We start from the raw sequence: 25,040 nt of genomic DNA on the forward strand, positions 1-25,040 counted from the left end.
GCGCAGGAGGGCATGAAGATGAAACGGCTGGCGTACCAGGGGTGTGCCGTGATCTCGATCGCGGTGGCAGGCGGGGCGATCGGCGTCTACGGCGTCTCGCCGGCGACGCTGGCCATGGCCCTGGTGCTGGTGCTGTGTCCCGTGCTGGTGGTGTGGCTTACCGTCTGCCCGGCCCGGCGCACGACACTCGCCCGAGGCGCCGCACCGCGCTGACCCGCCGCCCCCGGCGGCCAGGCCGGACGGCGCCCCAAGCTGGCAAGCCACGCCTGCCCGACTATCTTTATAGAAACCGGGCAGCCGCCCGGCAGCCCAGCGGACAGCACAGCATGCAACAGCGGCCGATCCAGTTCTACTACCGAGGCGACATCGTGCGGGTGCAGCAGCAGCCCCCCACCCGCACCGTGCTGCAGTACCTGCGCGAGGACCTGCACGCCTGCGGCACCAAGGAAGGCTGTGCCGAAGGCGACTGCGGCGCCTGTACCGTGGCCGTCGGCGAGCTGCGTCATGGCGAACTGGTCTGGCACGCGGTGAACGCCTGCCTCATGCTGCTGCCGGCGCTGGACGGCAAGGCGCTGTTGACGGTGGAGGACCTCGCCGCGCTGGCGCCGGACGGGCTGCACCCGGTGCAGCAGGCGCTGATCGAGCAGCACGGCTCGCAATGCGGCTTCTGCACCCCAGGCTTCGTGATGTCGCTGTTCGCACTCGCCAGCCAGCACCCCGGTGCCGGACGCGCAGAGGTGATCGACGCGCTGTCCGGCAACCTGTGCCGCTGCACCGGCTACCGCCCCATCGTCGATGCCGGCGTCGCCGCCTGCGCCGCCCCGCCCTGCCTGCCCAACCCGGAGCCGATCGTCGCCGCCTTGCAGGCGATGGCCACGGCCCCGGCGCTCGATTACCGTGCCGGCGGCGCCCGTTTGCGCAGCCCCCGCACCCTGGCCGAGCTGGCGGAACTGTACGCCGCCGTCCCCGAGGCGCGGCTGCTGGCGGGCGGCACCGATCTCGGGCTGTGGGTCACCAAACAGCTGCACGAGCTGCCCGAGCTGATTGCGCTGGCGCACGTGGACGAGCTGAAAACCATCGAGCACGATCCAGAGTGGCTGCGCATCGGCGCCGCGGTGACGCTGACCGACGCCTTCGCCGCCTTGCTGGCCGAGTACCCGGAGCTGGCCGAGCTGGCACGGCGCTTCGCCTCGCCGCCGATCCGCAACGCCGCCACCCTGGCCGGCAATATCGCCAACGGCTCGCCGATCGGCGACTCGATGCCGGCGCTGATCGCGCTGGGGGCGCGGCTGCGGCTGCACCGGCTCGGCGCCGAACGCGAGCTGGCGCTGGAGCAGTTCTACCTCGGCTACCAGCACAACGCCCTGGCGCCGGGCGAATTCGTGCGCGCGGTGCTGGTGCCGCGCCGCCTTCCCTCCAACGCCGCTGGGCCAGCCCCGTTCATCCGCGCCTACAAGGCGTCCAAACGCTACGAACAGGATATCGCCACTGTATTCCTGGCGCTCGCCATCACGCGCGACGACAGCGGCGTGGTGCAGGACGCCCGGCTGGCCCTGGGCGGCATGGCGGCGGTGCCGGCACGCGCGCCCCAGGCCGAGGCCGCGCTGATCGGGCGGCCGTGGAACGCGGTGGCGGTGGAGGCGGCGATGAACGAACTGCAGCAGGACTTTTCGCCGCTGTCGGACCTGCGCGGCCGCGCCGACCACCGCCAGCGCCTGGCACGCCGGCTGCTGTGGCGAGCCTGGCTCGACAGCCAGGGGATGACGCCGCTGCAGCTCGATGAGCTGGAGCCGATCGCGCGGCCCGCGCCCGAGGAAACCCTATGAGCACGCCTCCACCCCCCGTGCACGACCACGTCGGCCTGCCCTATGCGCACGACAGCGCCCCGCTGCACGTCACCGGCCGTGCCCGCTACACCGACGACCTGCCCGAACTGCCCGGCACACTCCACGCCGCGCTCGGCTGCGCCGAGGTCGCCCATGGCCGGCTCATCGCGCTCGAGCTCGACACGGTGCGGCAGCTGCCGGGGGTGCGCGCCGTGCTCACCGCCGCCGACTTGTGCCACGGCACCAGCTGCGGCCCGATCCTGCCGGACGACCCGATCCTGTGCGCGGGCGAGATACAGTTCTTCGGCCAACCTTTGTTCGCCGTCGCCGCCGACAACGTCGAGACGGCGCGGCGCGCGGTACGGCTGGCGTGGGCCGAATACGAGACGCAGCCGGCGCACCTCGACATCGCCAGCGCGCAAGCCGCCGCCGACTACGTGCTGCCGCCGGTGGACATGCAACGTGGCGACGCCGCGGCCGCCCTGCAACAGGCACCGCACCGCCTGCAGGGACAGCTGAGCGTGGGCGGCCAGGAACACTTCTATCTCGAGGGGCAGGTCAGCTACGCCGTGCCGCGCGACGACGGCGGCCTGCAGCTCTACTGCTCCACCCAGCACCCGAGCGAGATGCAGCAACTGGTGGCGGAGGCGCTCGGGCTGCCGGCGCACGCGGTGACGGTCGAGTGCCGCCGCATCGGCGGCGGCTTCGGCGGCAAGGAAACGCAGTCGGCGCAGTGGGCTTGCCTGGCGGCGCTGCTGGCGCAGCGCACCGGCCGCCCGGTCAAGCTGCGCCTGGACCGCGACGTCGACATCACCGTCACCGGCAAGCGCCACGACTTTGCCTACGACTACGACGTCGGCTTCGACGACAGCGGCCGCCTGCACGGCCTCGAGCTGACCCTGGCGGCGCGCTGCGGCCATTCCGCCGACCTGTCCGGCCCGGTCAACGACCGCGCCCTGTTCCACGTCGACAACGCCTACTACCTGGACGCGGTGGCGCTGCACAATCTGCGCCTCAGGACCCACACCGTGTCGAATACCGCCTTCCGCGGCTTCGGCGGGCCGCAGGGCATGTTCGCCATCGAGAGCGTGCTCGACGACATCGCGCGCGAACTCCGGCTCGATCCGCTCGCGGTGCGGCGCGCCAACTTCTACGGCGCGGCGCCGCGCGACACCACCCACTACGGCATGACCGTGGCGGACAACGTGCTGCCGGAACTGGTGGACCAGCTGGAGCGCGACAGCCACTACCCGGAGCGCCGCCACGCCATCGCCGCCTTCAATGCCGCGAGCCCGGTGCTCAAGCGCGGCCTGGCGCTGACCCCGGTCAAGTTCGGCATCGCCTTCACCGCCACCCACTACAACCAGGCCGGCGCGCTGGTGCACGTCTACCTCGACGGCAGCGTGCTGGTCAGCCACGGCGGCATCGAGATGGGCCAGGGCCTGCACATCAAGGTGCAGCAGGTGGTGGCCGAGGAACTGGGGCTGCCGCTGGAGCGGGTGCGCATCGGCGCCACCGACACCGCCAAGGTGCCCAACACCTCGGCCAGCGCCGCCTCCTCCAGCGCCGACCTCAACGGCCAGGCCGCGCGCCAGGCGGCCGGGGCGATCAGCACCCGGCTGGCCGCCCTGTTCGCCGTGCTCTACGGCTGCCACGCCGCCACGGTCGAGTTCAAAGGGGGCCAGGTCTTCTCCGGCGAGCACCGGCTCGACTTCACCGAACTGGTGACGCTGGCCTACCGCCGCCGCCTGCCGTTGTGGGAGGCCGGCTTCTACCGCACGCCCAAGATCCACTACGACGCCGACACGCGCCAGGGGAGGCCGTTCTACTACTTCGCCTACGGCGCGGCGGTGAGCGAGGTGGCGGTCGACACGCTGTCGGGCGCGACGCGGCTCATGGCGGTGGACATCCTGCACGATGTCGGCCGCTCGCTGAACCCGGCCATCGACCGCGGCCAGATCGAGGGCGGCTTCGTGCAGGGCATGGGCTGGCTCACCAGCGAGGAGCTCTACTGGCAGCCGGACGGACGGCTGGCCACGCACGCGCCGTCCACCTACAAGATTCCCACCGCCTACGACGTGCCGGAGCACTTCACGGTCACGCTGTTCGACAACGCCAACGTCGAGGAAGGACTGCACCACTCCAAGGCGGTGGGCGAACCGCCGCTGATGCTGGCGTTGTCGGTGTTCTTCGCCATCCGCGACGCCTTGGCTTACTGCGCCGCACCAGGCCAGCGCGTGCCGCTCGCCGCCCCGGCCACGCCACAGGCGGTGCTCGATGCGCTCGACGCCATCGGCTATCGCCCGGGAGCCTGACATGTCCCCCTGGCTCGCCGCCCTGCCCGCCCTGCTCGCCCACGGCGACGCCGAGCTGGTCAGCGTGCTCAAGGTGGCCGGCTCGGCCCCGCGCGAAGCCGGCGCCACGCTGGCGGTGAGCCTGACGCACAACACCGACACCCTGGGCGGCGGCCATCTGGAGTGGGAAGCCATCGCCCACGCCCGCGCCCGCCTGCTGAGCGGCCAAGCGCCGCCGCAAGTCCTGCGCTTTGCCCTCGGACCGAGCCTGGGACAGTGCTGCGGCGGCGTGGTGTGGCTGCTGTTCGAACGCGTGGCGGCACATGAACGCGACGCCTGGTGCCGGCGTGCCGAGGCACTGCGCCAGGGCGCCACGCTGGCGCGCACGCTGGCCGCCGGCGCGGCGGGGTCGAACTGGACAGTGGAAACGGAAGGCGACAGCGCCACGGAGCTGTCTGGCGGTGCTGACGACTGGCGCTGGCAGCAGCGCTATCGTGCTTGGCGCCGGGAGCTGCTGCTGTTCGGCGCCGGCCATGTCGGCCAGGCGCTGGTGCGGGTGCTGGCCGGCAGCGACCTGCGCATCCGCTGGATAGACCCGCGCGAGGACGCCTTCACCGGCCCGCTACCGGACAACGTAGTCGCCGTGCTCAGCGACGAGCCGGAACAGGAAGTGGCGCATGCCGCCCCCGGCAGCGCCTACCTGGTGATGACGCACCGCCACGACCTCGATCTGGAACTGGCCTGGCACATCCTGCGCCGCGGCGACGCCGGCTTCTTCGGCCTGATCGGCTCGAAAAGCAAACGCGCCCGCTTCGAACACCGCCTCGCCGCACGCGGCATCGCCCCGGAACGGCTCGCCGCCATGATCTGCCCGATCGGTCTGCCCGGCATCAGCGCCAAGGACCCCACCTCGATCGCCATCGCGGTGGCGGCGCAGTTGCTGAGTTGGCGTGATGGTGCGCAAGCCGCGGACTCAGTAGGCAGGGTGAAGGTGGCAACGCCGTAGCCCTAACGCTTGGAGAACAACCCAGTGCGTGGCCTTGAGAAATTTCTCCCGAACGATGCAAACCGCAGAATGTTTCCGGGGCTTGTTGCTTTCTGTGTAACCGCCATAGGGGTGGTGCTTGGCTTCGTCTCCTCAGCGCTGTCACTTCGCTGGATCAGCCTAATTGCATTTGCCATCACTGCCTTTGGTGTTGCTGGCGGGTTCATTTTTATCTTGCACGAATGGTGGCGCCTCTTTCTCCGCGTGCGACGACGGTACATGAAAAATCCAAAGGGGCCATAAATGCGTAGCTTGGACTGAACACCATGAAGCCCAACGGTGAGCCGGCTTGTTGGGCTTCGCTCCGCTCAACCCGACCTACCCAAGTACTCGCTGACGGCAGCCAGCCGGAGCTTGCGCAAAAAATCGTCCCACAGGGATTCCCTGCGGTCATAGCCTCAGCCCCGAAGCCGACCCGAGAAGCACAGCCGTACAAGTGGTACGGCGAGCATCACAGGGCCGGGATCGGAGCGCGCAGACTCTCTCAAATCACTGCCGCCAGCCGCACCCCCTGGTCGATCGCGCGCTTGGCATCGAGCTCGGCCGCCACGTCGGCGCCGCCGATCAGGTGCACCGGCTTGCCCAACGCCGCGAGCGGCGCCTGCAACTCGCGCAACGGGTCCTGCCCGGCGCAGATCACCACGTGGTCGACCGCAAGAACTTGCGATTCACCCTTGATCGTCACGTGCAGCCCGGCGTCGTCGATCCTGTCGTAGCTCACACCGGACACCATGTTCACCCGCTTCATCTTCAGGCTCTCGCGGTGGATCCAGCCGGTGGTCTTGCCCAAGCCCTCACCCACCTTGCTGGTCTTGCGCTGCAGCAGGTACACCTCGCGCGGGCTCGGGTGCGGTTGCGGCCCCTGCGGCGCGAGTCCGCCGGCCGTCTCGCCCGACATGTCCACGCCCCACTCGCGCATGAACGCCGCGGCATCGAGCGAGGTCGACGTGCCCTCGTGGGTGAGGAACTCGGCGGTATCGAACCCGATGCCGCCGGCGCCGATGATCGCCACGCTACGGCCAACCGGTTTGCCGTGTTTCAGCACGTCGAGGTAGCTCAACACCTTCGGGTGCTCGATACCGGGGATGGCCGGCAGGCGCGGTGCAATGCCGGTAGCGAGGACCACCTCGTCGAAGTCCTTGAGGTCGTCCGCCTGCACGCGGATGTTGAGGCGCAAGGTCACGCCGGTCGTCTCGAGGCGGCGCGCGAAGTAGCGCAGCGTCTCGTGGAACTCCTCCTTGCCTGGGATCTTCTTGGCGACGTTGAACTGGCCACCGATCTCGCCGGCGGCGTCGAACAGCGTCACGGCGTGGCCGCGCTCGGCGGCGGCGGTGGCGCAGGCCAGCCCGGCCGGGCCGGCGCCGACCACCGCCAGCCGCTTCGGCGCCGTGGCCGGAGCGAGGTTCAACTCGGTCTCGCGACAGGCGCGCGGGTTGACCAGGCAGGACGTCAGCTTGCCCTGGAAAATGTGGTCGAGACAGGCCTGGTTGCAGCCGATACAAGTGTTGATCTCGTCGGCGCGCCCTGCCGCCGCCTTGTTGACGAACTCCGGGTCGGCCAGGAACGGCCGCGCCATCGACACCATGTCGGCGCAGCCGCTGGCGAGAATCGCTTCCGCCACCGCAGGGGTATTGATGCGGTTGGTGGTGATCAGCGGGATGCCCACCTCGCCCATCAGCTTTTTGGTCACCCAGGCAAAGCCGCCGCGCGGCACCATGGTGGCGATGGTCGGCACGCGCGCCTCGTGCCAGCCGATGCCGGTGTTGATGATGGTTGCGCCGGCTTTTTCGATCGCCTTGGCCAACTGCACCACCTCGTCCCAGCTGCTGCCGTCCTTGACCAGGTCCAGCATCGACAGCCGGTAGATGATGATGAAGTTGGGGCCGGTCGCGGCGCGTACCGCCTTGACGGTCTCGATGGCAAAGCGGATGCGGTTCTCGAAACTGCCGCCCCAGCCGTCGCTGCGCTGGTTGGTGGCGCGGGCGATGAACTGGTTGATCAGGTAGCCCTCCGAACCCATCACCTCGACGCCATCGTAGCCGGCCTGCTGCGCCAGACGGGCACAGCGGGCGAAGTCGGCGATGGTGCGCCAGATGTCATCGTCACTCAGTTCACGCGGCGGGTAGAAGTTGATCGGCGCGATTAGCGGCGAGGCCGACACGCATTTTTCCTGAAAGCTGTAGCGGCCGGAATGCAGGATCTGCAGGCAGATCTTGCCGCCCTCGGCGTGCACCGCCTCGGTGACCAGGCGGTGCCGCGGCACCTCGGCCTCGTCCGCCAGCATCGCCGCGCCCTCGGCCACGCAGCCTTCGGCATTCGGGCCGACGCCGCCGGTGACGATCAGCCCCACGCCCCCTCTCGCCCGCTCGGCGTAGAACGCCGCCATCTTCTCGAAGCCGTGCGGCGCCTCTTCCAGCCCGGTGTGCATCGAGCCCATCAGCACGCGGTTCTTCAACGTGGTGAAGCCGAGATCGAGCGGGGCCAAGAGCTGCGGGTAAGCCGTCATGGGAAATTCCTCGTGTTGGTGTGGCGGTTTTTTATCGTGTTAGCCTGCGCCACGACAATACTTACTAGTAAGTAAGTTGTCAAACCACCTCCCGTTCGGGTTTGCTGTGCCAGGGGAAATGACTGGACACGGGATAGCGCGACGGCGGGGGCGCCTCAGCGGGCTGTCGGCGGCGGGGAAATGGCGCCGGACCGCGCGGGCGGCAGGTCGCGCAGGTCTTGCAACACCAGCACGGCGCCGATGACGCTGCCGTTGCCGGCCCGCACCGGGGCGGCCGAATCGAGCACCGGCACCGCCCGGCCATTGCGCCCGATCAGGACCGCGCCGGACTGGAGAAACACCGGCTGGCCCTGGCGCAGGCAGGCCTCCACCGGATCGGCCAGCGGCTGGCCGCTGGCCTGATCGCGCAACACCAGCACCGTGCTCAGCGGCCACCCCTGCGCCTCGGCCTGGCGCCAGCCGGTCAGGCGCTCCGCCACCGGGTTCATGTAATTGATGACGAGCGCGGTATCGGTGGCGATCACGGCGTCGCCGATGGAGTGCAGCGTGACGCGCCACAGCTCCTTCTCCTCGGCCAGGGCATCGGCCAGCCGGCGCTGCTCGGTGATGTCCCAGTTGGTGCCGGTCATCGCCACCGGCACGCCGTATTCGTCGCAGCGCACCGTCGCCAGAGCGCGGATGTGACGCACCTGGCCGTCCGGCCACAGCACGCGAAACTCGGTATCGAGCGGCTTCTTGCCTTGTTGCGCCAGCACCACATCCTGCAGCGCCCGCTCGCTGTCGTCCGGGTGCAGGCTGTTGTACCAGTACTCCAGCGGCGGATCGCCGTCGCCGGGCTGGCGCCCGTACAGCTCGTACATGCGCTCGTCCCAGATCAGGGTGTTGCTGCCGATGTGCCACTCCCAGATGCCCACCCGCGCCGCCGCCACCGCCAGCGCCATACGCTCGCTCTGGCGCCGGCGCTCGGCCTCGTCGCGCTTCCTGGCACTGATGTCGGTGTGGGTGCCGATCAGCCGCCGCGGCTGGCCGGCGGCATCGCGCTCGATCACCATGCCGCGATCGTGAATCCACAGCGCGTTGTGGCGCTTGTCGAGCAGGCGGTACTCGATGGCGTAACGGCTATCGCGCCCCTGTGCGATGCGCTGCAGCACCACCCGCACCCACTCCTCGTCCTGCGGGTGAATGCGCGACCACCACTCCTCGATGTCCTGGCCGATCTCGCCCGGGGCAAAGCCCAGCATGCCCTTCCAGGTATCGGAGAAGAACACCGTGCCGCTCGCCAGATCCCAGTCCCACACCCCCTGGCCGCTGCCGGACAGCGCGAAGTTCCAGCGCGCCTCGCTCTCGCGCAGCGCTTCCTGGGCCCGCTTCAACTGGTCGATGTCCTCCACCTGCGCCACGAAGTAAAGCGGCCGCCCATCGCGGTCGCGCACGATCGACACCGCCAGCTGCGCCCACAATTCCCGGCCATCCTGGCGCAGGTAGCGCTTTTCCATGCGATAGGTGTCGGCGCGCCCCTCCAGCAGCGCCTGGACGTTGGCCAGGTCCAGCTCCAGGTCATCGGGATGGGTGACGTCCTGGAACGTCAGCGGCAGCAGCTCCTCTTCGCGGTAGCCCAACAGCTGGCACAACGCCGGGTTGACCTTGATCCAGTGGCCGCTGGTCGACACCAGCGCCATGCCGATCGCCGCTGCCTGCATGGTATCGCTGAGTTCCTTGCGGCTGAGCTCCAACGCGCTCTGCTGACGTTCAAGCGCATCCATCAGCGCCCCCACCATCACCGGCAGCGATACCGTCACCGCCAACGGCAGGTTGAACCCGGCCGGGCCCCAGCGTTGCAGACCGGCCAGCACCATCTCCGGGGCATCCAGCGTCGCGGCCACGATCAGCGCCGCCGCGAGCAGGGTCAGCAGGGTCGCGGGGAACAGGCCCAGCAGCATGGCGCTGGCGATCAGCGGAATCTCGGCAAAAATGAACGGGTACGGCAGGTAGCGCACGCCCACGTAGCAGGTCAGCGCCACCAGCAGCGCCAGCGGCAGCACGCGCAGCTGCTTCGCCGGTGCCAGCAGCTGGCGCCAGCGCGAGCGGTCGCTCAGCAGCAGCAGGGGCACCAGCACCAGCGCGCCCATGCCGTCGGCGAACCACCAGCTCGGCCAGATGGTGCCGAACGGCACGCCCAGCTCCAGCGCCACCACCAGCGCGCCGGCACTGGCCCCCACCACGGCGGCGCACGGACCGACCGCCAGCAGGCTCAGCGCCGTCAGGCGCAATGACGACAGGAAGGGTTCGCCACGATGGATGAGGCGCAGCAACAGCGCCCCCAGCGCCACCTCGGCCAGGTTGGCGAGGCCCAGCCCGAGCGCCAGCAGCGGCGTGTTGTCGGCCAGCACATTGGCCAGCCCCACCCCGACGAGAAAGGCCAGCGCCAAGGGCAGACGCGCCGTCGCCGGAGCCCGCGCCAGCACCGCCATGGCAAAGCCGTTGACCAGCCAGATCGCGGCCACGTCGCCCGGCCCGCGCAGCAGCCAGATGCCGAGCCAGGCCAGGCCCAGGCTGGCCAGCCCCATCGCCAGCGCACACAGCCCCATGCCCCGGCGCGGGAGCGGCACAAAGGTGGAAACGGAGGGTGGCGACAGCGTAGACAAGTCGACTCTCCCGGCGCACGCGAACCCGCACGGCCGGAAGCAGGCTGTGCCATGGTGGGCGTAATGATGAATACCGGCATACCCGGTAGCTATTATGAAGAATAGATGAGGCGGAACGAGAACACCAAGCGGCCCCGCGGGCGCGCTAGCCGGTCCGTCCGGCCACGCCGACGCGCGCCATCCAGGCCAGGATGTCGGCGGTCACCGCCTCGCGATTGATCTCGTTGAGCATCTCGTGACGCCCGCCGGGGTAGACCCGCAGCGTGATGTCGTCGAGCCCGGCGCGACGGTAGCGGCGCGCCAGTTGCCGCAGCGCATAGCGCCCTAGGCTGACCGGATCGCGGCTGCCGGTCATCAACAGCACCGGGCAATGCGGCAGATCACGGCCACGCTTCTCGCCGGCCTCCAGCGCGATGATGCCGCCAAACAAGTCCTGCCACAGCGCCGGAGTGAAATCGAAACCGCACAAGGGATCGGCCAGGTAGCGGTCGACCTCGGCCGGATCGCGAGTGAGCCAGTCCACCGTGGTACGTGCCGGCAGGAAGGACAGATTGAAACTGCCGAACACCAGCCGGCTCATGCCACGGCTGGGCGTGGTCATCCCACCCCGCCTGCCCGCCAAGCCGGCGACGCGGCGCATCAGCCGCGCCAGCCAGGCCTGACGGTAGCCGGTGGCCGACAACACCAGCCCGGCCAAGCCCTGGCCGTGCCGCAGCAGGTAGGCGCGCGACACGAAGCTGCCCATGCTGTGGCCGAACAGCAGCAGCGGCACCCCGGGGTGCCGCGCCGCGGCGTGGGCGCGCACCGTATCGACGTCGTCCACCACCTTGTTCCAGCCCTCTTCGGCGGCGAACCAGCCGCGCCGCCGCGGCCGCTCGCCATGGCCGCGCTGATCGTGCGCATACACCGCGTAACCGGCTTCGGCCAACCTGTCGGCAAAACGCCGGTAACGGGCCGCGTGCTCTCCCATGCCGTGCACGATCAGCACCACCGCACGCGGCGCCGTGACGGGCAGCCAGCACCAGCCGCGGAGGATTTCGCCGTCGGCGGCGTCGAGGGTAAAGGCTTGCATCGTCCGGGCTCCAGAACGGCAAAGGCGCGCTGCCGGCTCAGGCCAGCATGCGCGCCGGGTCGAAATCGGGGTTGGTCAGCGCCGTCAGCACGTGATCGCGCCAGGCGCCGTCGAGAAACAGGTAATCCTTGGCCCGGCCCTCGACGACGAAGCCGAGGCGGCGCAGCACCGCCGCGCTGCGCACGTTGTCCGGCTGGTAATTGGCCTGGATGCGGTGCAGCTGCAGTGTCTCGAAAGCACAGGCGATGACCGCCTGCAGCGCCTCGTGCATCAGTCCGCGCCCCTGCTCGGCCTGGTCCAGGTTGTAGCCCAGGTGGCAGGCCTGGAAGCTGCCGCGCACGATATTGGACAGGGTCACGGTGCCGGCCACGCGCCCCGGCGTGCCTTCGCGCACCAGCAGAAAGGTCGCGCCGCGCCCGTCCTGCCAGTCACGGCAGCGCTGGCGCAGGCGCATGGTCCAGTACAGCTCGCTGTAGAACATGTCTCCGCCACGCGGCTCCCAGCGCGCCAGATGCTCGCGGTTGCGGTGCTGGTAGTCGAGCAGCGCCAACGCCCACGAGGGGTCGGCCGGGATCAGCAAGAGGCGCGCAGTGGACAGGGCGGGTTGCGGCACGGTCATCGGGTTTCCGTCGGAAAGCGGCACACACCAGTATGACAGACGCCCGACATCGGCGGCAGCCTGTCGTACCGACCATGAAAAAACCCGCCGGGTGGCGGGTTGGCGGGTTGGCGGGTTGGCGGGTTGGCGGGCATAAAGTACTCGGCACCGAGGAGAAATCTGCTGCTGCAGGCCGGCGCGCCAAAGCAGGTCGAGTGCCGCCGAAGCACAGGAACCGGAATGGACACGGAGTCCATGAGGATTCCGCATCGCCGAGCGCATCACTGTGTGCAAATCTCTCACTGAGCCAATCGAAGATTGGCACGCGGGATTGGCTCAGCGGTAGATGCGCACGCAGTCCGCCGACGCTCAAGATGCGCAGGCGCAGCCTAATGCAGTCGATTCAGCGCGTCAGACGTTCCAGCGCCTCGCGGTACTTGTCCGCGGTCTTCTCGCGCACGTCCAGCGGCACCGCCGGGGCCGGCGCCTGCTTGTTCCAGCCCGAGGCTTCCAGCCAGTCGCGCACGAACTGCTTGTCGAACGACGGCGGGTTGCTGCCGGCAACGTAGCTGTCGGCCGGCCAGAAGCGGCTGGAATCCGGCGTCAGCGCCTCGTCCATCAGCGTCAGCGTGCCGTCCTCGTCCAGACCGAACTCGAACTTGGTGTCGCAGATGATGATGCCGCGGGTGGCCGCATAGAATGCCGCCGCCTTGTACAGCGTGATGGCGGTGTCGCGCACCTTCTCGGCCAGCTCGGCACCGATGATCTCGACGCAGCGCTCGTAGCTGATGTTCTCGTCGTGGTCGCCGACAGCGGCCTTGGTCGACGGGGTGAAGATCGGCTCCGGCAACTGGCTGGCCTCCTGCAGGCCCTCCGGCAGCGTGATGCCACACACGGTGCCGGACTGCTGGTATTCCTTCCAGCCGGAACCGGCCAGGTAGCCGCGCACCACCGCCTCGATCGGCACCGCCTTCAGGCGCTTGGCCACCACGGCGCGGCCTTCCACCTGCGGCAGGTCTTCCGCGCTCACCACGTCTTCCGGCTTGTCGCCGGTGAGGTGGTTGGGCACCAGATCCTTCAGGCGCTCGAACCAGAAGTTGGAGATGGCGGTGAGGATCTGGCCCTTGCCCGGGATCGGGTCGTCGAGAATCACGTCGAACGCCGACAGGCGATCGGTGGCGATCATCAGCATGCGCTTGTCGTCGATCTGGTACAGGTCGCGCACCTTGCCCGAGTAGATCTTCTTCAGGCTGGTGAGGTTGGTGGTGGTGATGCCGGTCATGTTGCTTCCTTGAAAACAAACCGGGCGCCCGCAGCGGTGCGCCCGAAATCCGATGATTACAGCGTGTCCTTGAGCGCCTCGGCCTGCTCCAGCGCGGCGTCGGCGTCGGCCGACAGCACGGTGTAGTGGCCCATCTTGCGGCCGGCACGCGCCTGCTGCTTGCCGTACAGGTGCAGGTGGACGTTGGGCGCCTCGGCCAGCACCGCCCAGTTGGGCTCGCCGCCGTCCTCGCGCCAGCTGTCGCCCAGCAGGTTGACCATCACCGCCGGACTCAACAGGTCGGTGCGGCCCGGCAGCAGATCGCACATGGCGCGCACCTGCTGCTGGAACTGGTCGGTGAGGCAAGCATCCAGCGTGTAGTGGCCGGAGTTGTGCGGGCGCGGCGCGATCTCGTTGACCACCAGCGTGTCGTCGGCGAGCACGAAGAACTCCACCGCCAGCACGCCGACGTAGTCGAGCGCTTCGGCCAACGTCTTGGCCATCTGCTGCGCCTGCGCCGCCAGTGCCGGGGCGATGCGCGCCGGCACGATGGAGACGTCGAGAATGCCCCCGGCGTGACGGTTCTCCGCCACCGGAAACACCGCCACCTGCGCCGGCGAGGTGCGGGTCACGATGGCCGACACCTCGAGCTGGAGGTCGAGCATCTTTTCCAGCACGCAGGCCTGGCCACCCAGGTCGGCGTAGGCAGCGCGCGCCTCGTCGGCGGTCTTCACGCGCACCTGGCCCTTGCCGTCGTAGCCCAGGCGAGCGGTCTTGAGGATGCCCGGCAGGTACGGGGTCAGGTCGACCTGGATCTCCTCGACCGACTCGATCGCAAGATACGGTGCGGTCGGCAGGCCGGCCTTGTTGATCCAGCCCTTCTCGACGATGCGGTCCTGCGCGATCGCCACGCAGTCGCCGGACGGCGACACGCGGGTCTTCTGCGCCAGCGTGCGCATGGCGTCGGCGTTGACGTTCTCGAATTCGGTGGTGACCGCCGCGCAGGTCTCGGCCAGCGTCTTCAGCGCCTCCGCATCGTTGTACGGCGCGCACAGGTGCACGTCGGCGAAGCGCGCCGCCGGGGCGTTGGCGTCCGGATCGAGCACGGTGACGCGGTAGCCCATGGTCTTGGCGGCCACGGTGAACATGCTGCCCAGCTGGCCACCGCCAAGAATGCCCAGCATCGCCGGGGGGAGAATCGCCGCCATTATTCGACCTCCGGCAGCGTCATCGCCAGCACGGTGTCTTCCTGCTTCTTGCGGAACGCCTTGAGCTGGTCGGCCAGGGCGGGGTTGCCGTTGGCCAGCATCGCCACGGCGAACAACGCGGCATTGGCGGCCCCCGCCTCGCCGATGGCGAAGGTGGCCACCGGGATGCCCTTGGGCATCTGCACGATGGACAGCAGCGAATCCTCGCCGCGCAGGTACTTGGACGGCACCGGCACGCCCAGCACCGGCACGTGGGTTTTGGCGGCCAGCATGCCCGGCAGGTGGGCGGCGCCGCCGGCACCGGCGATGATCGCCTTGAGCCCGCGCGCTTCGGCGCTGGCGGCGTAGTCGAACAGCAGGTCAGGAGTGCGGTGGGCGGAGACGACGCGGGTTTCGAACGCGACGCCAAAGTCCTTGAGAACGCGGGCGGCGTTCTGCATGACGTCCCAGTCGCTGTTGCTACCCATCACGATACCGACTTCGATCATGGCGGAAGAGCCTGTAAGGTATGGAAAAAACGGGATTTTACCCGAATGCCGCGTCAGGCCGGAACCTTTTCTCGCTTTCGGCCGGAACAACCGGAGCCAAGACAGACACGACCCGTCCCACCCCCCGTTGGCCCGTGCCGCTTGGGCTGGGTGGGGCAAGGTTTTAAGCCGCCGCTTGTTTGAGCGATTTGACGTTAGCAAATACGTCCGCTGAGCAAATCTCCGCGTGCCAATCCATCGCTGAGCAAATCAAAGATTTGCACGCAGAGATTGGCCCAGCGATGGATTTGCACGCATGGAGTTCGGCGGCGCCTTGCCCCATCCGGACCACGCGGGAACTCACGGGCCGTCGGGGTCGCCTGGGGTTGCAAGGGGGCTGGGACGCAGCCCCCTTGCCTGCCGGCGGTCAGCACCGCGGCTAAAACATCGTCCGCACAGCGGACACAAACCCCGACCTCATACAGAAGATCTGTGGGCAAATTCTCGGAGCTTGTGAAAGAAATCGTCCCACAGGGATTTCCAGCGGTCATCGCCGCGCATGAGACAGGTTCGACCCCAGGAAGTTGGAATGACACAGCCGTACAAATAGTACGGCGAGCATCACAGGACCGGGATCGGGGCGCCCAGCAGATTTAGAGCCGCTAGCAAAACCCAGTGCAACGGTCTTGGCTAGGCGCGCGGCCGCAGACAGTACAACTAGTACGGCAAGGCCGCACAACAACGCCAAGAGGGTTTTGCTAGCGGCTCGTATTCACAAGCTCGCTTACATCTGCGCCAACTGCTCCTTGGCCTTGGCCGCCGCCGCGCTCTTCGGATAGAGCTTGATCAGGCGGCGCAAGGTCGCCTTGGCCACGTCGACCTGGCCCAGGTCGCGCTGGCAGTTGGCGATGTTGCGCAAGGCGTCCGGTGCCTTGGGATGATTCGGATTGCGCTCGACGAAACGGCGATGGATGTCGATGGCGGCATCGTACTGGCGCTGCGCGGCATGCGCCACGCCGAGCCAGTACATGGCGTCGACCGCCTCCACCGCGCCGGGGTTCTGGTCGATGAAGCGCTTCAGGGCCTCGGTGGCGTGCGGGAAGTCGCGGTTGCGCAGCAGGGCGATGGCCTTGTCGTAGTCGGCGCTGGCCGGCGCCGCCGCTGGCGCCGATGAGCTCGGCGCGCTGCCGTCGGTAGCGCCCGACGGAGCCGACGAGGCCGGTGCGCCGCCTTCCAGCTTGGCGAGGCGGGCGTCCAGGTCGGCGTAGAGATCGTTCTGGCGCTTCTGCGTGTTCTGCAGGTTGTAGCCCTGCACTTCCAGCTCGCCGCGCAGGCGCGCCTGCTCGGCCTTGAGGCTTTCCAGCTCGCTGATCATCGCCAGCAACTTGTCGTTGGACAGCTTGGTTTCGACGTCGGTCAGGCGGGTGTTGGCCTGGCGATTGACCTGATCCAGCTGGCGCCGGGTATCTTCCAGGCGGCCGCGGGTTTCGTCCAGCTCGGTGGTGGTGGCGCAGCCAGCCAGCAGGGTCAGCAACAGCGCACCGAGGGCAAGCCGTTTCATGATCGTGTTCCTTGAAGACAATCGGGCCGCTCAGGATACGTCATCCGGAACGGCCCGGGGGCACAACGTGGCCCCCTTCCAGTATGACGGCCAGGCCATCGGCTCGCCCGCCAACTGAATACAGGCGGTTACTCGCCGTCGTAGGCGATGTCGGCACGGCGGTTCTGCGCGTAATCGGCCTCGGTGTTGCCGGTCGCCTTCGGCTTTTCCTTGCCGAAGCTGACGGCTTCCAGCTGGTTTTCCTTGACGCCGATAACCTGCATGGCGTTCTTCACGCTCTCGGCGCGACGTTGGCCCAGGCCCAGGTTGTACTCGCGGCTGCCGCGCGCGTCGGTGTTACCCTGGATCACCACCTTGCGGTTCGGGTGCCCCTTCAGGTATTCGGCGTGGTTGGCCACGGTCTGCTGTTCACTCTGCTTGACGGCGGAGGAGTCGAAGTCGAAGTACACACTGCGCTTGGACAGCGGGCTGTTCGGATCCTTCAGCGGGTCGACGGCCACGGTGCCTTGACCGGCGGCGCCGGTGTCGGCCGGCAGGGTGGCGCTCTGACCGGCGCCGGCGCTGCCGTTCTCGGTCGGGGCGGCAGTTTCCAGAGGCTTGGTACTGGAGCAGGCGGCCAGCAGGGCGACGGTGGCGGTACCGATCAGCAGGTGTTTCAGGTTCATGCATTGACTCCTAAGGTATTGGTCAAAGTGGGCAAGCGACTGCGCAAAAGGCAATCCGCTAACTGATAGCGGACAGGGAGAACCGTTCAGGGTTCCCCCCGTCATCGCGATATCCGGAAAAATCCTCAGGGACGGTTGAACGGCCCCCACGCCGGGTCCTGCACGTCGCCGTTGATCACGGCGAGGCGCACCTTGCTGCTGCCGTCCGGGGTGGCGGCGTACAGCACGCTCTTGCCCCCCTCGTCGCTGGCGAACAGCACCATGCGGCTGTTCGGGGCGAAGCTCGGCCGCTCGTTGTAGGCGCCGCTGGACAGCACGCGGTTGTCGCCGCTGGCCAGGTCCTGCACCACCACGCGGAACTGCCCGGCGGCACGGCGAATGTAGCTCAGGGTGCGGCCGTCCGGCGACACCTTGGGCGAGACGTTGTAGCTGCCGTCCCAGCTCAGGCGGCGCGCGCTGCCGCCAGCCACCGGCTGCACGTAGATCTGCGGACCGCCGGCACGGTCGGAGACGAAGTAGAGCTGGCTGCCGTCCGGGCTCCACGCCGGCTCGGTATCGATGGCGTTGCTGTGCGTGACGCGCCGCGCGCCGCCGCCGTTGGCGTCGATCACATAGATCTGCGAGGTGCCGCTGGTGGTGAGCACCACGGCTAGCTGGCGCCCGTCCGGACTCCACGCCGGGGCGGAGTTGCTGCCCTTGAAGTTGGCGACGATGTGGCGCTGGCCGGTAACGAGGTTCTGTACCCACACCACCGGTTTCTTGGCCTCGAACGAGACGTAGGCGATCTTGCCGCCGTCCGGGCTCCACGCCGGCGAGATGATCGGTTCCTTGGAGCGCAGGATGGTCTGGGCGCCGCGGCCGTCCATGTCGGCCACCTGCAGCAGGTAGTCGCGGCCGGACTTGAGCACGTAGCTGATGCGGGTGTTGAAGATGCCCTTCTGCCCGGTGATCGCCTCGTAGATCATGTCGGCGATGGTGTGCGCCACTTCGCGCGAGCGCTCCGGCGTCACGGTGAATTCACCCGAGGTCAGCTGCTTCTGCTGGGCGGCGTCGAACAGGCGGAAGCTGATCTTCACCTGGCCGCCCGCCGCCTCGACCTTGCCGATGGCGAGCGACTGGGCGCCGGCGCCCCGCCACGCCGGATAGTTGATCTGCGCCGGCTCGAAGGCCGGGTTGGCGGCGCTGGCCGGGTCGACCATGCGGAACGCCCCGGTGAGCAGCAGATCGTTGCGGATGATCGGGGTCAGCGCCTCGCGCACCTGCGTGGTTTCGTTCTGGAACGGCAGGACCGCGATGGCGTGGCGGTTGGCGCCGCCGCCGACGATCTCGATGGTCATGTCGGCGCGGGCCACGCCGGCGGCAGCCAGACACAGCAGCAACATTGCTCGGATCAGCGTTTTGACGATGGGCATCGGCTTCCTCGGTGGTGCGATGGGGGTCTCAATGGGGACGGAATTCCAGCTTGAGCTGGCGGAAATCGGTAAAGCTGGCGCCGGCCGGCAGCGACGGGAAGACTTTCGCCTCCCAGATCGCGCGCTGCACCGCCTCGTCGTAGGCGGAGTTGCCGCTCGACGCCAACAGGCGCACCGCGCGCACTTCCAGCGACGGCAGCAGCGTCACCTGCACCACCGCCTTGGGGTTGCCCGACAGCTCGGGCGGGATCTGCACCAGCGGCTTCACCTTGGCCTGGACCTTGCTGGCGTAGCCGTCCAGGTTCAGCGACGTGCCGTTGGCCGAACCGCCCACCACGCCGGTTTTCTGACCGGCCTGGTCGCTGCGGGCGTTGCCCTTCCTGGTGGTGTTGCTGCTGCCAAGATCGGCCAGCAGGTCGTCGGCTTCCGGGTTGTAGCGCGGCGCCGGCTTGCTGCCCTTGCCCGGCGGCAGCTCAGCCGCCTTCTTCTCGGCATGCTTGTCGGGCACGCTGTCGGCCTTGGCGGTTTTCACCGGCGGGGCCTTCTCGACCGGCTTGGCTGCCGGCTGCGGCTTGGCCTGCTTCACCACCTCCGGCTTGGCTTCGCGCTTCGGCTCCGGCTTCGGTTCAGGTTTCGGCTTGGGTTCCGGTTTCGGCTCCGGCTTGGGTTCCGGCTTCTGCGCGGGCGGCAGCGGCTTGCGTTTCTCGCCGAGATTGACCTCGGCGCGCGGCGGCTCGACCGGCGCCGGCGCGACCTTGGGCGGTTCCGGCTGCGGACGGGGAGCAGGTTGCGGCACGGCAACGCTCGGCGCCTGCGGCGGCGGCGGTGCGCTGCTCCACAGCTCGACGGCGACCGGGGCGTCTTGCGGCTTGTCGTTCGAGCTCAGTCCGCCCAGCACCAGGAGCAGCACCACCGTGGCGTGCAGCAGCAGCGACAGGATGACCGGCCACGGTGAATTGCGTTGTTCGGCCACGGCGATCATTTGCCCTGTTTCACCGTCAGCGCCACACGCTTGATGCCGGCCTTGTGCAGGTCGTCGGCGATCTCCACCACCTCGGCGTACTTCAGGTCGCGGTCGGCGGTGATGGCGACCGGGCGCTCGGTGGCGTTGAGCTCGCGCAAACGCGCGATCAGCTCGTCCTTGCCGGCCAACGGCGTTTCCTTGCCGTCGGCCTTGAGCTGCATCGCCTTGTCCGCCTCGACGATCACCTCCAGCGGCTGCTCGTTGAGCGCGGCGGCGTGCGACACGCTCGGCACGTCGATCACGCCGGGGGTGAACAGCGGCGTGGTGACCATGAAAATCACCAGCAGTACCAGCATGACGTCGATGTAAGGCACAACGTTCATCTGGTTCATCTGGCGGCGGGGGCGTCGATTGAGCATGGCAGCGTAGCGAATAACGGCGTCTGGCCGGATGATACCATCGCGGCCACAGGGGTTTGATGACAGAAACAGTAAAGACCGGCCGGCGCGGCGGAAAGTTCAGCCGGGACGCCGGTCGGCATTACAAGCGGGTGGCCAGCGTCAGGCCGTCGCCCACCGGCAGCACCGTGAGCTTGATGCGGGGATCGTGCTTCAGGCCGGCGTTGAAGGCGTGCATGATGTGCACCCCGGGCGGGTCTTCCGGGCGTGGCGCGATCACGCGGCCGCTGAGGAAGATGTTGTCGATGGCGATCACCCCGCCCGGCCGCACCAGCTGGAGGCAAGCCTCGAAGTAGTCTGGGTAGGACGGCTTGTCGGCGTCGATGAAGGCCAGGTCGAAGCTGCCGGCGCGCCCTTCGGCCAACAACGCCTCAAGCGTAACGAGCGCCGGCTGCAGCACCAGCCGGATGCGCCCGGCCACGCCGGCCTTCTGCCAGTACTCGCGGGCGATGGCGGTGAAGGTGTCGCTGACGTCGCAGGCCACCACCTCGCTGTCATCCGGCATCGCCAGCGCCACCGCCAGCGCGCTGTAGCCGGTGAACACCCCGATTTCCAGGTAGCGCCGCGCGCCGATCAGCTGCGCCAGCCAGGCCATGAACTGGCCCTGCTCCGGGGCGATCTGCATCTTGGCCAGGCGATGGCCGGCGGTGAAGGCGCGCAGCTCGGCCATCACCGGGTGTTCGGTGACGCCGATGGCCATCAGGTAGTCGTGCAAGGGTGTATCGAGCGGCACGGTACGGCTGGTCATGATTCCAATTCGCCTTAGATAACGATCACTTTGTCGGCGGCACTTCGCAGCCTGCGTGCGAATCTATCGCTGGGCAAATCCCTGCGTGCCAATCTTCGATTGGCTCTGCGATGGATTTGCACGCAGAGATTCGTTCAGCGAGCACTTGCCGTACTAGTTGTACTGTCTGCGGCCCCGCTCGCTTGCCTTCGCGTGCTCGTTCCTGATGCTTTCTGGAATGACCAAACTTCAAAACGACAAAACGCCCGCGAAAACGGGCGTGTGGGGCCAAACGGAGCGAACTTACTCCGGCTGGTAGACGTAGGGCTTTTGCGGCACGCGCGCCGCTTTCCAGCGGCGCTGATCGTCGAGATCGACCTTGCGGTCCCACCAGGTCAGGCGCAGCTCGCGGCGCTCGCTGTCCACTTGCGGGTTCTTGTCGAGAAATTCGGTCATGAAATCGGTGAATTCGGACTGGTACATGCGGGCTTTCCTCGGGTCGTTGGCGGGCATTGTACTGCAAAACCCGGCCTGTGGATAAGTGTCTGTTTATATAGGCGGCGACGCCTTCACATCTTGAGCGCCGGCGGTGCTCGGAATCCTCATGGACTCCGTGTACATTCCGGTTCCTGTGCTCCGGCGGCACTCAACCTGCTTTGGCTCGCCTGCCTACTGAAATAGGCACGGGTACTGACAGTTAGGAATTTCTAACGCGCTGCCGCCCGTTGCTTGGCGCTGTACATGGTGCGGTCGGCCACCGCCAGCAGCGCCTCGATCGCGTCGCCGTCGTCCGGATAAAACGCGGTGCCGATGCTGACGCCCAGCGTCACCGTGTCGCCGTCGATTTGGTACGGTTCCTGCAGGGCCAGCTGCAGCCGTTCGCACACCTGCGCCACGTCGGCGTCGGCATCGACGTCCTCGAGCAGCACCACGAACTCGTCCCCGCCCAGCCGCGCCACGGTGTCCTCGCCGCGCAGCACCACGTTGAGACGCGCGGCGATCAGCTGCAGCACACGGTCGCCGGCGGCGTGGCCATAGGTATCGTTGACCGGCTTGAAGCGGTCCATGTCGAGCAGCAGCAGCGCCAGGCGCTTGCCGTTGCGCCGCACCCGGCGGATGGCGTGCTGCAACCGGTCCTCGAACAGGTTGCGGTTGGCCAGCCCGGTCAGGGCGTCGTGGTTGGCGAGGTGGAACAGCTCCTGCTCACGCGCGACCCGGTCGACGTGGCAGCGCAGCAGGGTGTTGACGCCGAACAACAACACCGCCAGCAACACCAGCGCCAACAGAGCCATGACCAGCCACTCGAACAGCCCGATCTGCGCCCAGCCCAGCTGCCAGCTGACCTTGAGCATCAGGCTCGGGGCCGAACCTCCGGTACTGCGGCTCAACGCCAGGCTCGGAAACAGCAGCGTCTCGAATGGCCCCCGCGCCACGCGGCCGGTATCGAGGAAGCGCCCTTGCGGGTCCTGCTGGCCGTAGCGCTGATGCCACAGTTGCACCCGCATCCCCGGGGGGAGATCCAGGGCCCGCGGCAGCAGATCGTCGACGCGCAGCACCAGCGCCACGAACTGACGGTCGGGCAACAGCGCCGGCGCCGGCTGCAGCACGAACTCGTCGGCGGGGCGGATGATCAGGTAGCCCAGACGACCGTCGCCCAGCGCGAACGGACGCGACAACGCCGGCAGCTCGCGCCGCTGCGACTGGTGCAGGGCGTCGTAGAGGAAATCAACGCGGCTGACGTCCATGCCCAAGGCCGGCGAGAACGGTGGCGGCAACGCGCCGGCCGGCACCATCGACACCACCGGGTAATGGCTGCCGCCCCCCTCCAGTGGGTAGCGTGGCGGCTGGCGTGCCGGGTCGTAGCCGTGGATGACGACGGGGCGCCCCCGGCGGGCGCTCGACTCGCGCTCGAAGGCGGCGCGTTCGCCCTCGTTCACGCGCCGCACGCGCAGCCCCAGCACAATCGAGGGATGGCGCTTGAACTGGCGCAGCAGCAGGCTGTGCTCGGTCAGCTCCCCGTGATGTTGGCCGAAGGTCGAGAAGCCGGCGTAACTGTCGAGCTGAGCTTCGGTGGCGTTCAGGCGCTGCGCGATGTCCTCGGCGAGCCGTCCGGTGACGCGCTCCAGTTCGCTTTCGACCTGATGAACGGCACGGCTGGCGAACGCCACCCCGATCAGTGCGCACAGCACCAACCAGAGTAGCAAGGCAGCCGGATACAACCATTTCATCTTCATCGTGTCGGCAACAAGAGAACGGGGCAGAGTCGGAAAACAGGAGGAACGGCAGGCGGGAAAACCATAGGGCTCCCCGTGGGAAGCCCTGTTCAGAACGCCGCGGACCGTCCCGCGAGCGCCAACATGCTACCGGACTCCCCGGGCGCCGTCACGGCTTCCGGCACGCAAACGGCGCAGTTAAAGACAACGACATGATCAAGCCGGAACTTTGCCTGCACGTCATGAAAGCGTGCCAGGCCGGGTCAGGCGCCGTCGGTGCAGCGGCTCACCAGCCCGCGCCACTTTGCCGAGACCACGGTGCCGTTTTCATCCAGATTGGCCTCGGTGTGGCGGCCATCCGGCGTCAACTCGATGCTCAGGCCGCGCTTGCCGGAATACGGATTGACCAGCGTCAGCACAATGCCGCCATCGGCGCGGGTCTGCCGCGTCAGGTAATCGGCGGGAATGCCCCATTTCTGCGCCCCACCCTGGATGCAGTCGGCCGCCGCGGCCAGGCGCGACGCGGGCGGGGAGCTCGGCACCGGCGGGACGGCGGCGGTCTTGGCGGCGGGCGCCGGGGCCTGGGCCTGGCTGGCGACACGCTTGCCGCCCGCTGTCTGGGGCGTGGCGCAGGCGGCGAGCGTCAGCGCCAGCACGACGGCGCAGAGAGGGGTCAAGCGGGGTGGATTCATGGACTCACTCCTGTGGAACCGGTTCACGATCTTGCTCCGCGCAAGCGGACAACAGGCAACAGACCGCCACGCGCACCAATCGTTCATCACGGTGCTACCATGCACCCCGTTCTTTCCCACCGCCCCGGACGCTGGAGCACGAGCATGGAAACACGATGGCTGGAGGATTTTCTGGTGCTGGCGGAAACCGCCAGCTTCACCCGTTCGGCACAGGCGCGCCACCTGACCCAGCCGGCGTTCTCGCGCCGCATCCGCGCCCTGGAAGGCTGGATCGGCACCGAGCTGATCGACCGCACATCGTACCCGACGCGGCTGACGCCGGCCGGCGAGGTATTCCGCGAACACGCCGCCGCCATGCTCAACCAGATCCACGCCACCCGGGCGCTGCTGCAGGGCATGCGCCCGCTGCCGGAAGACACGCTGGAGTTCGCCGTGCCCCACACGCTGTCGTTCTCGTTCTTCCCCAAGTGGCTGAGCCGGGTGGAACAGGGCTTCGGCCAACTGTCGTGCCGGCTGCAGGCGAGTAACGTGCATGATGCGCTGCTGGCCTTCGTCGAAGGCGGCAGCGACCTGCTGATGTGCTACCACCACCCCAAGCAGCCGGTGGAACTGGAGGACGGCCGCTACCTCGGGCTCCGGCTCGGCGTGGAACGGCTGCGCCCCTACGCCCGCGCCGACCGCCAGCGCCAGCCGCGCTTCGTCCTGCCCGGCAGCGCGGCCGCCCCCGTCCCCTTCCTCGGCTACGCCGCCAGCGCCTACTTCCGGCTGATGACCGAGCAGATTCTGGCCGATGCGCCGGAGCCCTGCCACCTGCACCTGCGCTACGAGACCGACATGGCCGAGGGGCTGAAGAACATGGTGCTGGAGGGGCATGGCGTGGCGTTCCTGCCACAAAGCGCGGTGGCGCGCGAAGTGCGCTACGGCCAGCTCGCCCCGGCCGCCGACGAGCGCTGGGGAGTGGACATGGAGCTGCGCCTCTATCGCAGCAAGAAGCGCAGCCGGCCGGTGCTGGAAGCATTCTGGCAGTACCTCGCCGCCGAGTACCCTGCGATCTGAGAGCGGGTTCACCATCTGAGGTGCCCGCTACGCGGACGATGTCTTGGAGACGGTGCTGACCGCCAGCAGGCAAGGGAACGGTCTCACCAGCCCTCTTGCAGAGCCTGCCCCCCGTGAATTCCCGCTTGGCCAACGTTGGGCAAGGCGCCGCCGAGTTCCCTGCGTGCCAATCCATCGCTGGGCCAATCTCTGCGTGCAAATCATTGATTTGCTCAGCGATCGATTGGCACGCGGAGATTGGCTCAGCGGACGTATCGGCTAACGTCAAATCGCTCAAACAAGCGGCGGCTTAAAACCTCGCCCAACCCTGCCCAAACGGCACGAGCCGGGCGAATCGTCGCCATCGTGGCGTTGAACCCTGGTTTTGAAG

At 68.1% G+C, this 25,040-nt stretch carries 21 protein-coding genes; 5 read left to right on the forward strand and 16 right to left on the reverse strand.

What is annotated here, in order from left to right:
* Positions 1-18 precede the first annotated feature (18 nt).
* The 4 genes from B9N72_RS00335 to xdhC all read left to right on the forward strand — a co-directional run bounded on the left by B9N72_RS00335 (position 19) and on the right by xdhC (position 5,126).
* Positions 19-213: a hypothetical protein gene (locus tag B9N72_RS00335; RefSeq protein WP_143477718.1), complete on the forward strand. Its 195-nt coding sequence runs from the start codon at positions 19-21 to the stop codon at positions 211-213.
* A 113-nt stretch (positions 214-326) separates the two neighbouring features.
* The gene (gene xdhA, locus B9N72_RS00340) at positions 327-1,826 is read left to right on the forward strand and encodes a xanthine dehydrogenase small subunit (protein WP_085274471.1); all 1,500 of its coding nucleotides are present in this window, start codon (positions 327-329) and stop codon (positions 1,824-1,826) included.
* Positions 1,823-4,141: a xanthine dehydrogenase molybdopterin binding subunit gene (gene xdhB / locus B9N72_RS00345; protein ID WP_085274472.1), complete on the forward strand. Its 2,319-nt coding sequence runs from the start codon at positions 1,823-1,825 to the stop codon at positions 4,139-4,141. Before xdhA ends, xdhB begins: the two co-directional genes overlap by 4 nt.
* 1 nt (position 4,142) lies before the next feature.
* Positions 4,143-5,126 (forward strand): xanthine dehydrogenase accessory protein XdhC, encoded by a 984-nt coding sequence (xdhC, locus tag B9N72_RS00350; protein WP_085274473.1) that lies wholly within the window; start codon positions 4,143-4,145, stop codon positions 5,124-5,126.
* 523 nt (positions 5,127-5,649) lie between these two features.
* Here xdhC and B9N72_RS00355 read toward each other — a convergent pair.
* The 16 genes from B9N72_RS00355 to B9N72_RS00430 form a co-directional block, all read right to left on the reverse strand.
* Entirely contained in the window at positions 5,650-7,671 is a 2,022-nt protein-coding gene (locus tag B9N72_RS00355) for an NADPH-dependent 2,4-dienoyl-CoA reductase (RefSeq protein WP_085274474.1), read from the reverse strand.
* 155 nt (positions 7,672-7,826) lie between these two features.
* Positions 7,827-10,316 (reverse strand): PAS domain-containing protein, encoded by a 2,490-nt coding sequence (locus tag B9N72_RS00360; protein WP_234985846.1) that lies wholly within the window; start codon positions 10,314-10,316, stop codon positions 7,827-7,829.
* 145 nt (positions 10,317-10,461) lie between these two features.
* Positions 10,462-11,388: an alpha/beta hydrolase gene (locus tag B9N72_RS00365; protein WP_085274476.1), complete on the reverse strand. Its 927-nt coding sequence runs from the start codon at positions 11,386-11,388 to the stop codon at positions 10,462-10,464.
* 37 nt (positions 11,389-11,425) lie between these two features.
* A complete protein-coding gene (locus tag B9N72_RS00370) occupies positions 11,426-12,007 on the reverse strand; it encodes a GNAT family N-acetyltransferase (protein WP_085274477.1) in 582 nt (193 codons plus the stop codon).
* 382 nt (positions 12,008-12,389) lie between these two features.
* Complete coding sequence (locus tag B9N72_RS00375; RefSeq protein WP_085274478.1) at positions 12,390-13,268, reverse strand: phosphoribosylaminoimidazolesuccinocarboxamide synthase; 879 nt, start codon at positions 13,266-13,268, stop codon at positions 12,390-12,392.
* 56 nt (positions 13,269-13,324) lie between these two features.
* Positions 13,325-14,455 (reverse strand): 5-(carboxyamino)imidazole ribonucleotide synthase, encoded by a 1,131-nt coding sequence (locus B9N72_RS00380; protein WP_085274479.1) that lies wholly within the window; start codon positions 14,453-14,455, stop codon positions 13,325-13,327.
* A complete protein-coding gene (gene purE / locus B9N72_RS00385) occupies positions 14,455-14,943 on the reverse strand; it encodes a 5-(carboxyamino)imidazole ribonucleotide mutase (RefSeq protein ID WP_085274480.1) in 489 nt (162 codons plus the stop codon). Before purE ends, B9N72_RS00380 begins: the two co-directional genes overlap by 1 nt.
* A gap of 763 nt (positions 14,944-15,706) precedes the next feature.
* Positions 15,707-16,483: a tol-pal system protein YbgF gene (gene ybgF / locus B9N72_RS00390; RefSeq protein ID WP_085274481.1), complete on the reverse strand. Its 777-nt coding sequence runs from the start codon at positions 16,481-16,483 to the stop codon at positions 15,707-15,709.
* Between the two features lie 128 nt (positions 16,484-16,611).
* Complete coding sequence (gene pal / locus B9N72_RS00395) at positions 16,612-17,148, reverse strand: peptidoglycan-associated lipoprotein Pal (protein ID WP_085274482.1); 537 nt, start codon at positions 17,146-17,148, stop codon at positions 16,612-16,614.
* A 125-nt stretch (positions 17,149-17,273) separates the two neighbouring features.
* Positions 17,274-18,560: a Tol-Pal system beta propeller repeat protein TolB gene (gene tolB / locus B9N72_RS00400; protein ID WP_085274483.1), complete on the reverse strand. Its 1,287-nt coding sequence runs from the start codon at positions 18,558-18,560 to the stop codon at positions 17,274-17,276.
* 28 nt (positions 18,561-18,588) lie between these two features.
* Positions 18,589-19,542, reverse strand: coding sequence for a cell envelope integrity protein TolA (locus B9N72_RS00405; protein ID WP_085274484.1), 954 nt, complete (start codon positions 19,540-19,542; stop codon positions 18,589-18,591).
* Complete coding sequence (locus B9N72_RS00410) at positions 19,539-19,907, reverse strand: biopolymer transporter ExbD (protein WP_234985847.1); 369 nt, start codon at positions 19,905-19,907, stop codon at positions 19,539-19,541. The genes B9N72_RS00405 and B9N72_RS00410 overlap by 4 nt, the downstream gene beginning before the upstream one ends.
* A gap of 157 nt (positions 19,908-20,064) precedes the next feature.
* Complete coding sequence (locus tag B9N72_RS00415; RefSeq protein WP_085274486.1) at positions 20,065-20,730, reverse strand: class I SAM-dependent methyltransferase; 666 nt, start codon at positions 20,728-20,730, stop codon at positions 20,065-20,067.
* A 282-nt stretch (positions 20,731-21,012) separates the two neighbouring features.
* A complete protein-coding gene (locus B9N72_RS00420; protein WP_085274487.1) occupies positions 21,013-21,192 on the reverse strand; it encodes a DUF3460 family protein in 180 nt (59 codons plus the stop codon).
* 224 nt (positions 21,193-21,416) lie between these two features.
* Positions 21,417-22,937: a sensor domain-containing diguanylate cyclase gene (locus tag B9N72_RS00425; protein ID WP_234985848.1), complete on the reverse strand. Its 1,521-nt coding sequence runs from the start codon at positions 22,935-22,937 to the stop codon at positions 21,417-21,419.
* A 248-nt stretch (positions 22,938-23,185) separates the two neighbouring features.
* The gene (locus tag B9N72_RS00430) at positions 23,186-23,614 is read right to left on the reverse strand and encodes a hypothetical protein (RefSeq protein ID WP_085274489.1); all 429 of its coding nucleotides are present in this window, start codon (positions 23,612-23,614) and stop codon (positions 23,186-23,188) included.
* A gap of 144 nt (positions 23,615-23,758) precedes the next feature.
* On the opposite strand from B9N72_RS00430, the gene B9N72_RS00435 reads away from it, so the two are divergent.
* Positions 23,759-24,670, forward strand: a complete 912-nt coding sequence (locus tag B9N72_RS00435) for a LysR substrate-binding domain-containing protein (protein ID WP_085274490.1) — start codon at positions 23,759-23,761, stop codon at positions 24,668-24,670.
* The last annotated feature ends 370 nt before the right edge of the window (positions 24,671-25,040 follow it).

The sequence above is a fragment of the Pseudogulbenkiania subflava DSM 22618 genome (assembly GCF_900177275.1).
Lineage (GTDB): Bacteria > Pseudomonadota > Gammaproteobacteria > Burkholderiales > Chromobacteriaceae > Pseudogulbenkiania > Pseudogulbenkiania subflava.

Excerpts from the sequence above, each read along its gene's own strand:
- B9N72_RS00335 (WP_143477718.1), top strand. The coding sequence starts at position 19 with ATGAAACGGCTGGCGTACCAGGGGTGTGCCGTGATCTCGATCGCGGTG.
- xdhA (WP_085274471.1), top strand. The coding sequence starts at position 327 with ATGCAACAGCGGCCGATCCAGTTCTACTACCGAGGCGACATCGTGCGG.
- xdhB (WP_085274472.1), top strand. The coding sequence starts at position 1,823 with ATGAGCACGCCTCCACCCCCCGTGCACGACCACGTCGGCCTGCCCTAT.
- xdhC (WP_085274473.1), top strand. The coding sequence starts at position 4,143 with ATGTCCCCCTGGCTCGCCGCCCTGCCCGCCCTGCTCGCCCACGGCGAC.
- B9N72_RS00355 (WP_085274474.1), bottom strand. The coding sequence starts at position 7,671 with ATGACGGCTTACCCGCAGCTCTTGGCCCCGCTCGATCTCGGCTTCACC.
- B9N72_RS00365 (WP_085274476.1), bottom strand. The coding sequence starts at position 11,388 with ATGCAAGCCTTTACCCTCGACGCCGCCGACGGCGAAATCCTCCGCGGC.
- B9N72_RS00370 (WP_085274477.1), bottom strand. The coding sequence starts at position 12,007 with ATGACCGTGCCGCAACCCGCCCTGTCCACTGCGCGCCTCTTGCTGATC.
- B9N72_RS00375 (WP_085274478.1), bottom strand. The coding sequence starts at position 13,268 with ATGACCGGCATCACCACCACCAACCTCACCAGCCTGAAGAAGATCTAC.
- B9N72_RS00380 (WP_085274479.1), bottom strand. The coding sequence starts at position 14,455 with ATGGCGGCGATTCTCCCCCCGGCGATGCTGGGCATTCTTGGCGGTGGC.
- purE (WP_085274480.1), bottom strand. The coding sequence starts at position 14,943 with ATGATCGAAGTCGGTATCGTGATGGGTAGCAACAGCGACTGGGACGTC.
- ybgF (WP_085274481.1), bottom strand. The coding sequence starts at position 16,483 with ATGAAACGGCTTGCCCTCGGTGCGCTGTTGCTGACCCTGCTGGCTGGC.
- pal (WP_085274482.1), bottom strand. The coding sequence starts at position 17,148 with ATGAACCTGAAACACCTGCTGATCGGTACCGCCACCGTCGCCCTGCTG.
- tolB (WP_085274483.1), bottom strand. The coding sequence starts at position 18,560 with ATGCCCATCGTCAAAACGCTGATCCGAGCAATGTTGCTGCTGTGTCTG.
- B9N72_RS00405 (WP_085274484.1), bottom strand. The coding sequence starts at position 19,542 with ATGATCGCCGTGGCCGAACAACGCAATTCACCGTGGCCGGTCATCCTG.
- B9N72_RS00410 (WP_234985847.1), bottom strand. The coding sequence starts at position 19,907 with ATGAACGTTGTGCCTTACATCGACGTCATGCTGGTACTGCTGGTGATT.
- B9N72_RS00415 (WP_085274486.1), bottom strand. The coding sequence starts at position 20,730 with ATGACCAGCCGTACCGTGCCGCTCGATACACCCTTGCACGACTACCTG.
- B9N72_RS00420 (WP_085274487.1), bottom strand. The coding sequence starts at position 21,192 with ATGTACCAGTCCGAATTCACCGATTTCATGACCGAATTTCTCGACAAG.
- B9N72_RS00425 (WP_234985848.1), bottom strand. The coding sequence starts at position 22,937 with ATGAAATGGTTGTATCCGGCTGCCTTGCTACTCTGGTTGGTGCTGTGC.
- B9N72_RS00430 (WP_085274489.1), bottom strand. The coding sequence starts at position 23,614 with ATGAATCCACCCCGCTTGACCCCTCTCTGCGCCGTCGTGCTGGCGCTG.
- B9N72_RS00435 (WP_085274490.1), top strand. The coding sequence starts at position 23,759 with ATGGAAACACGATGGCTGGAGGATTTTCTGGTGCTGGCGGAAACCGCC.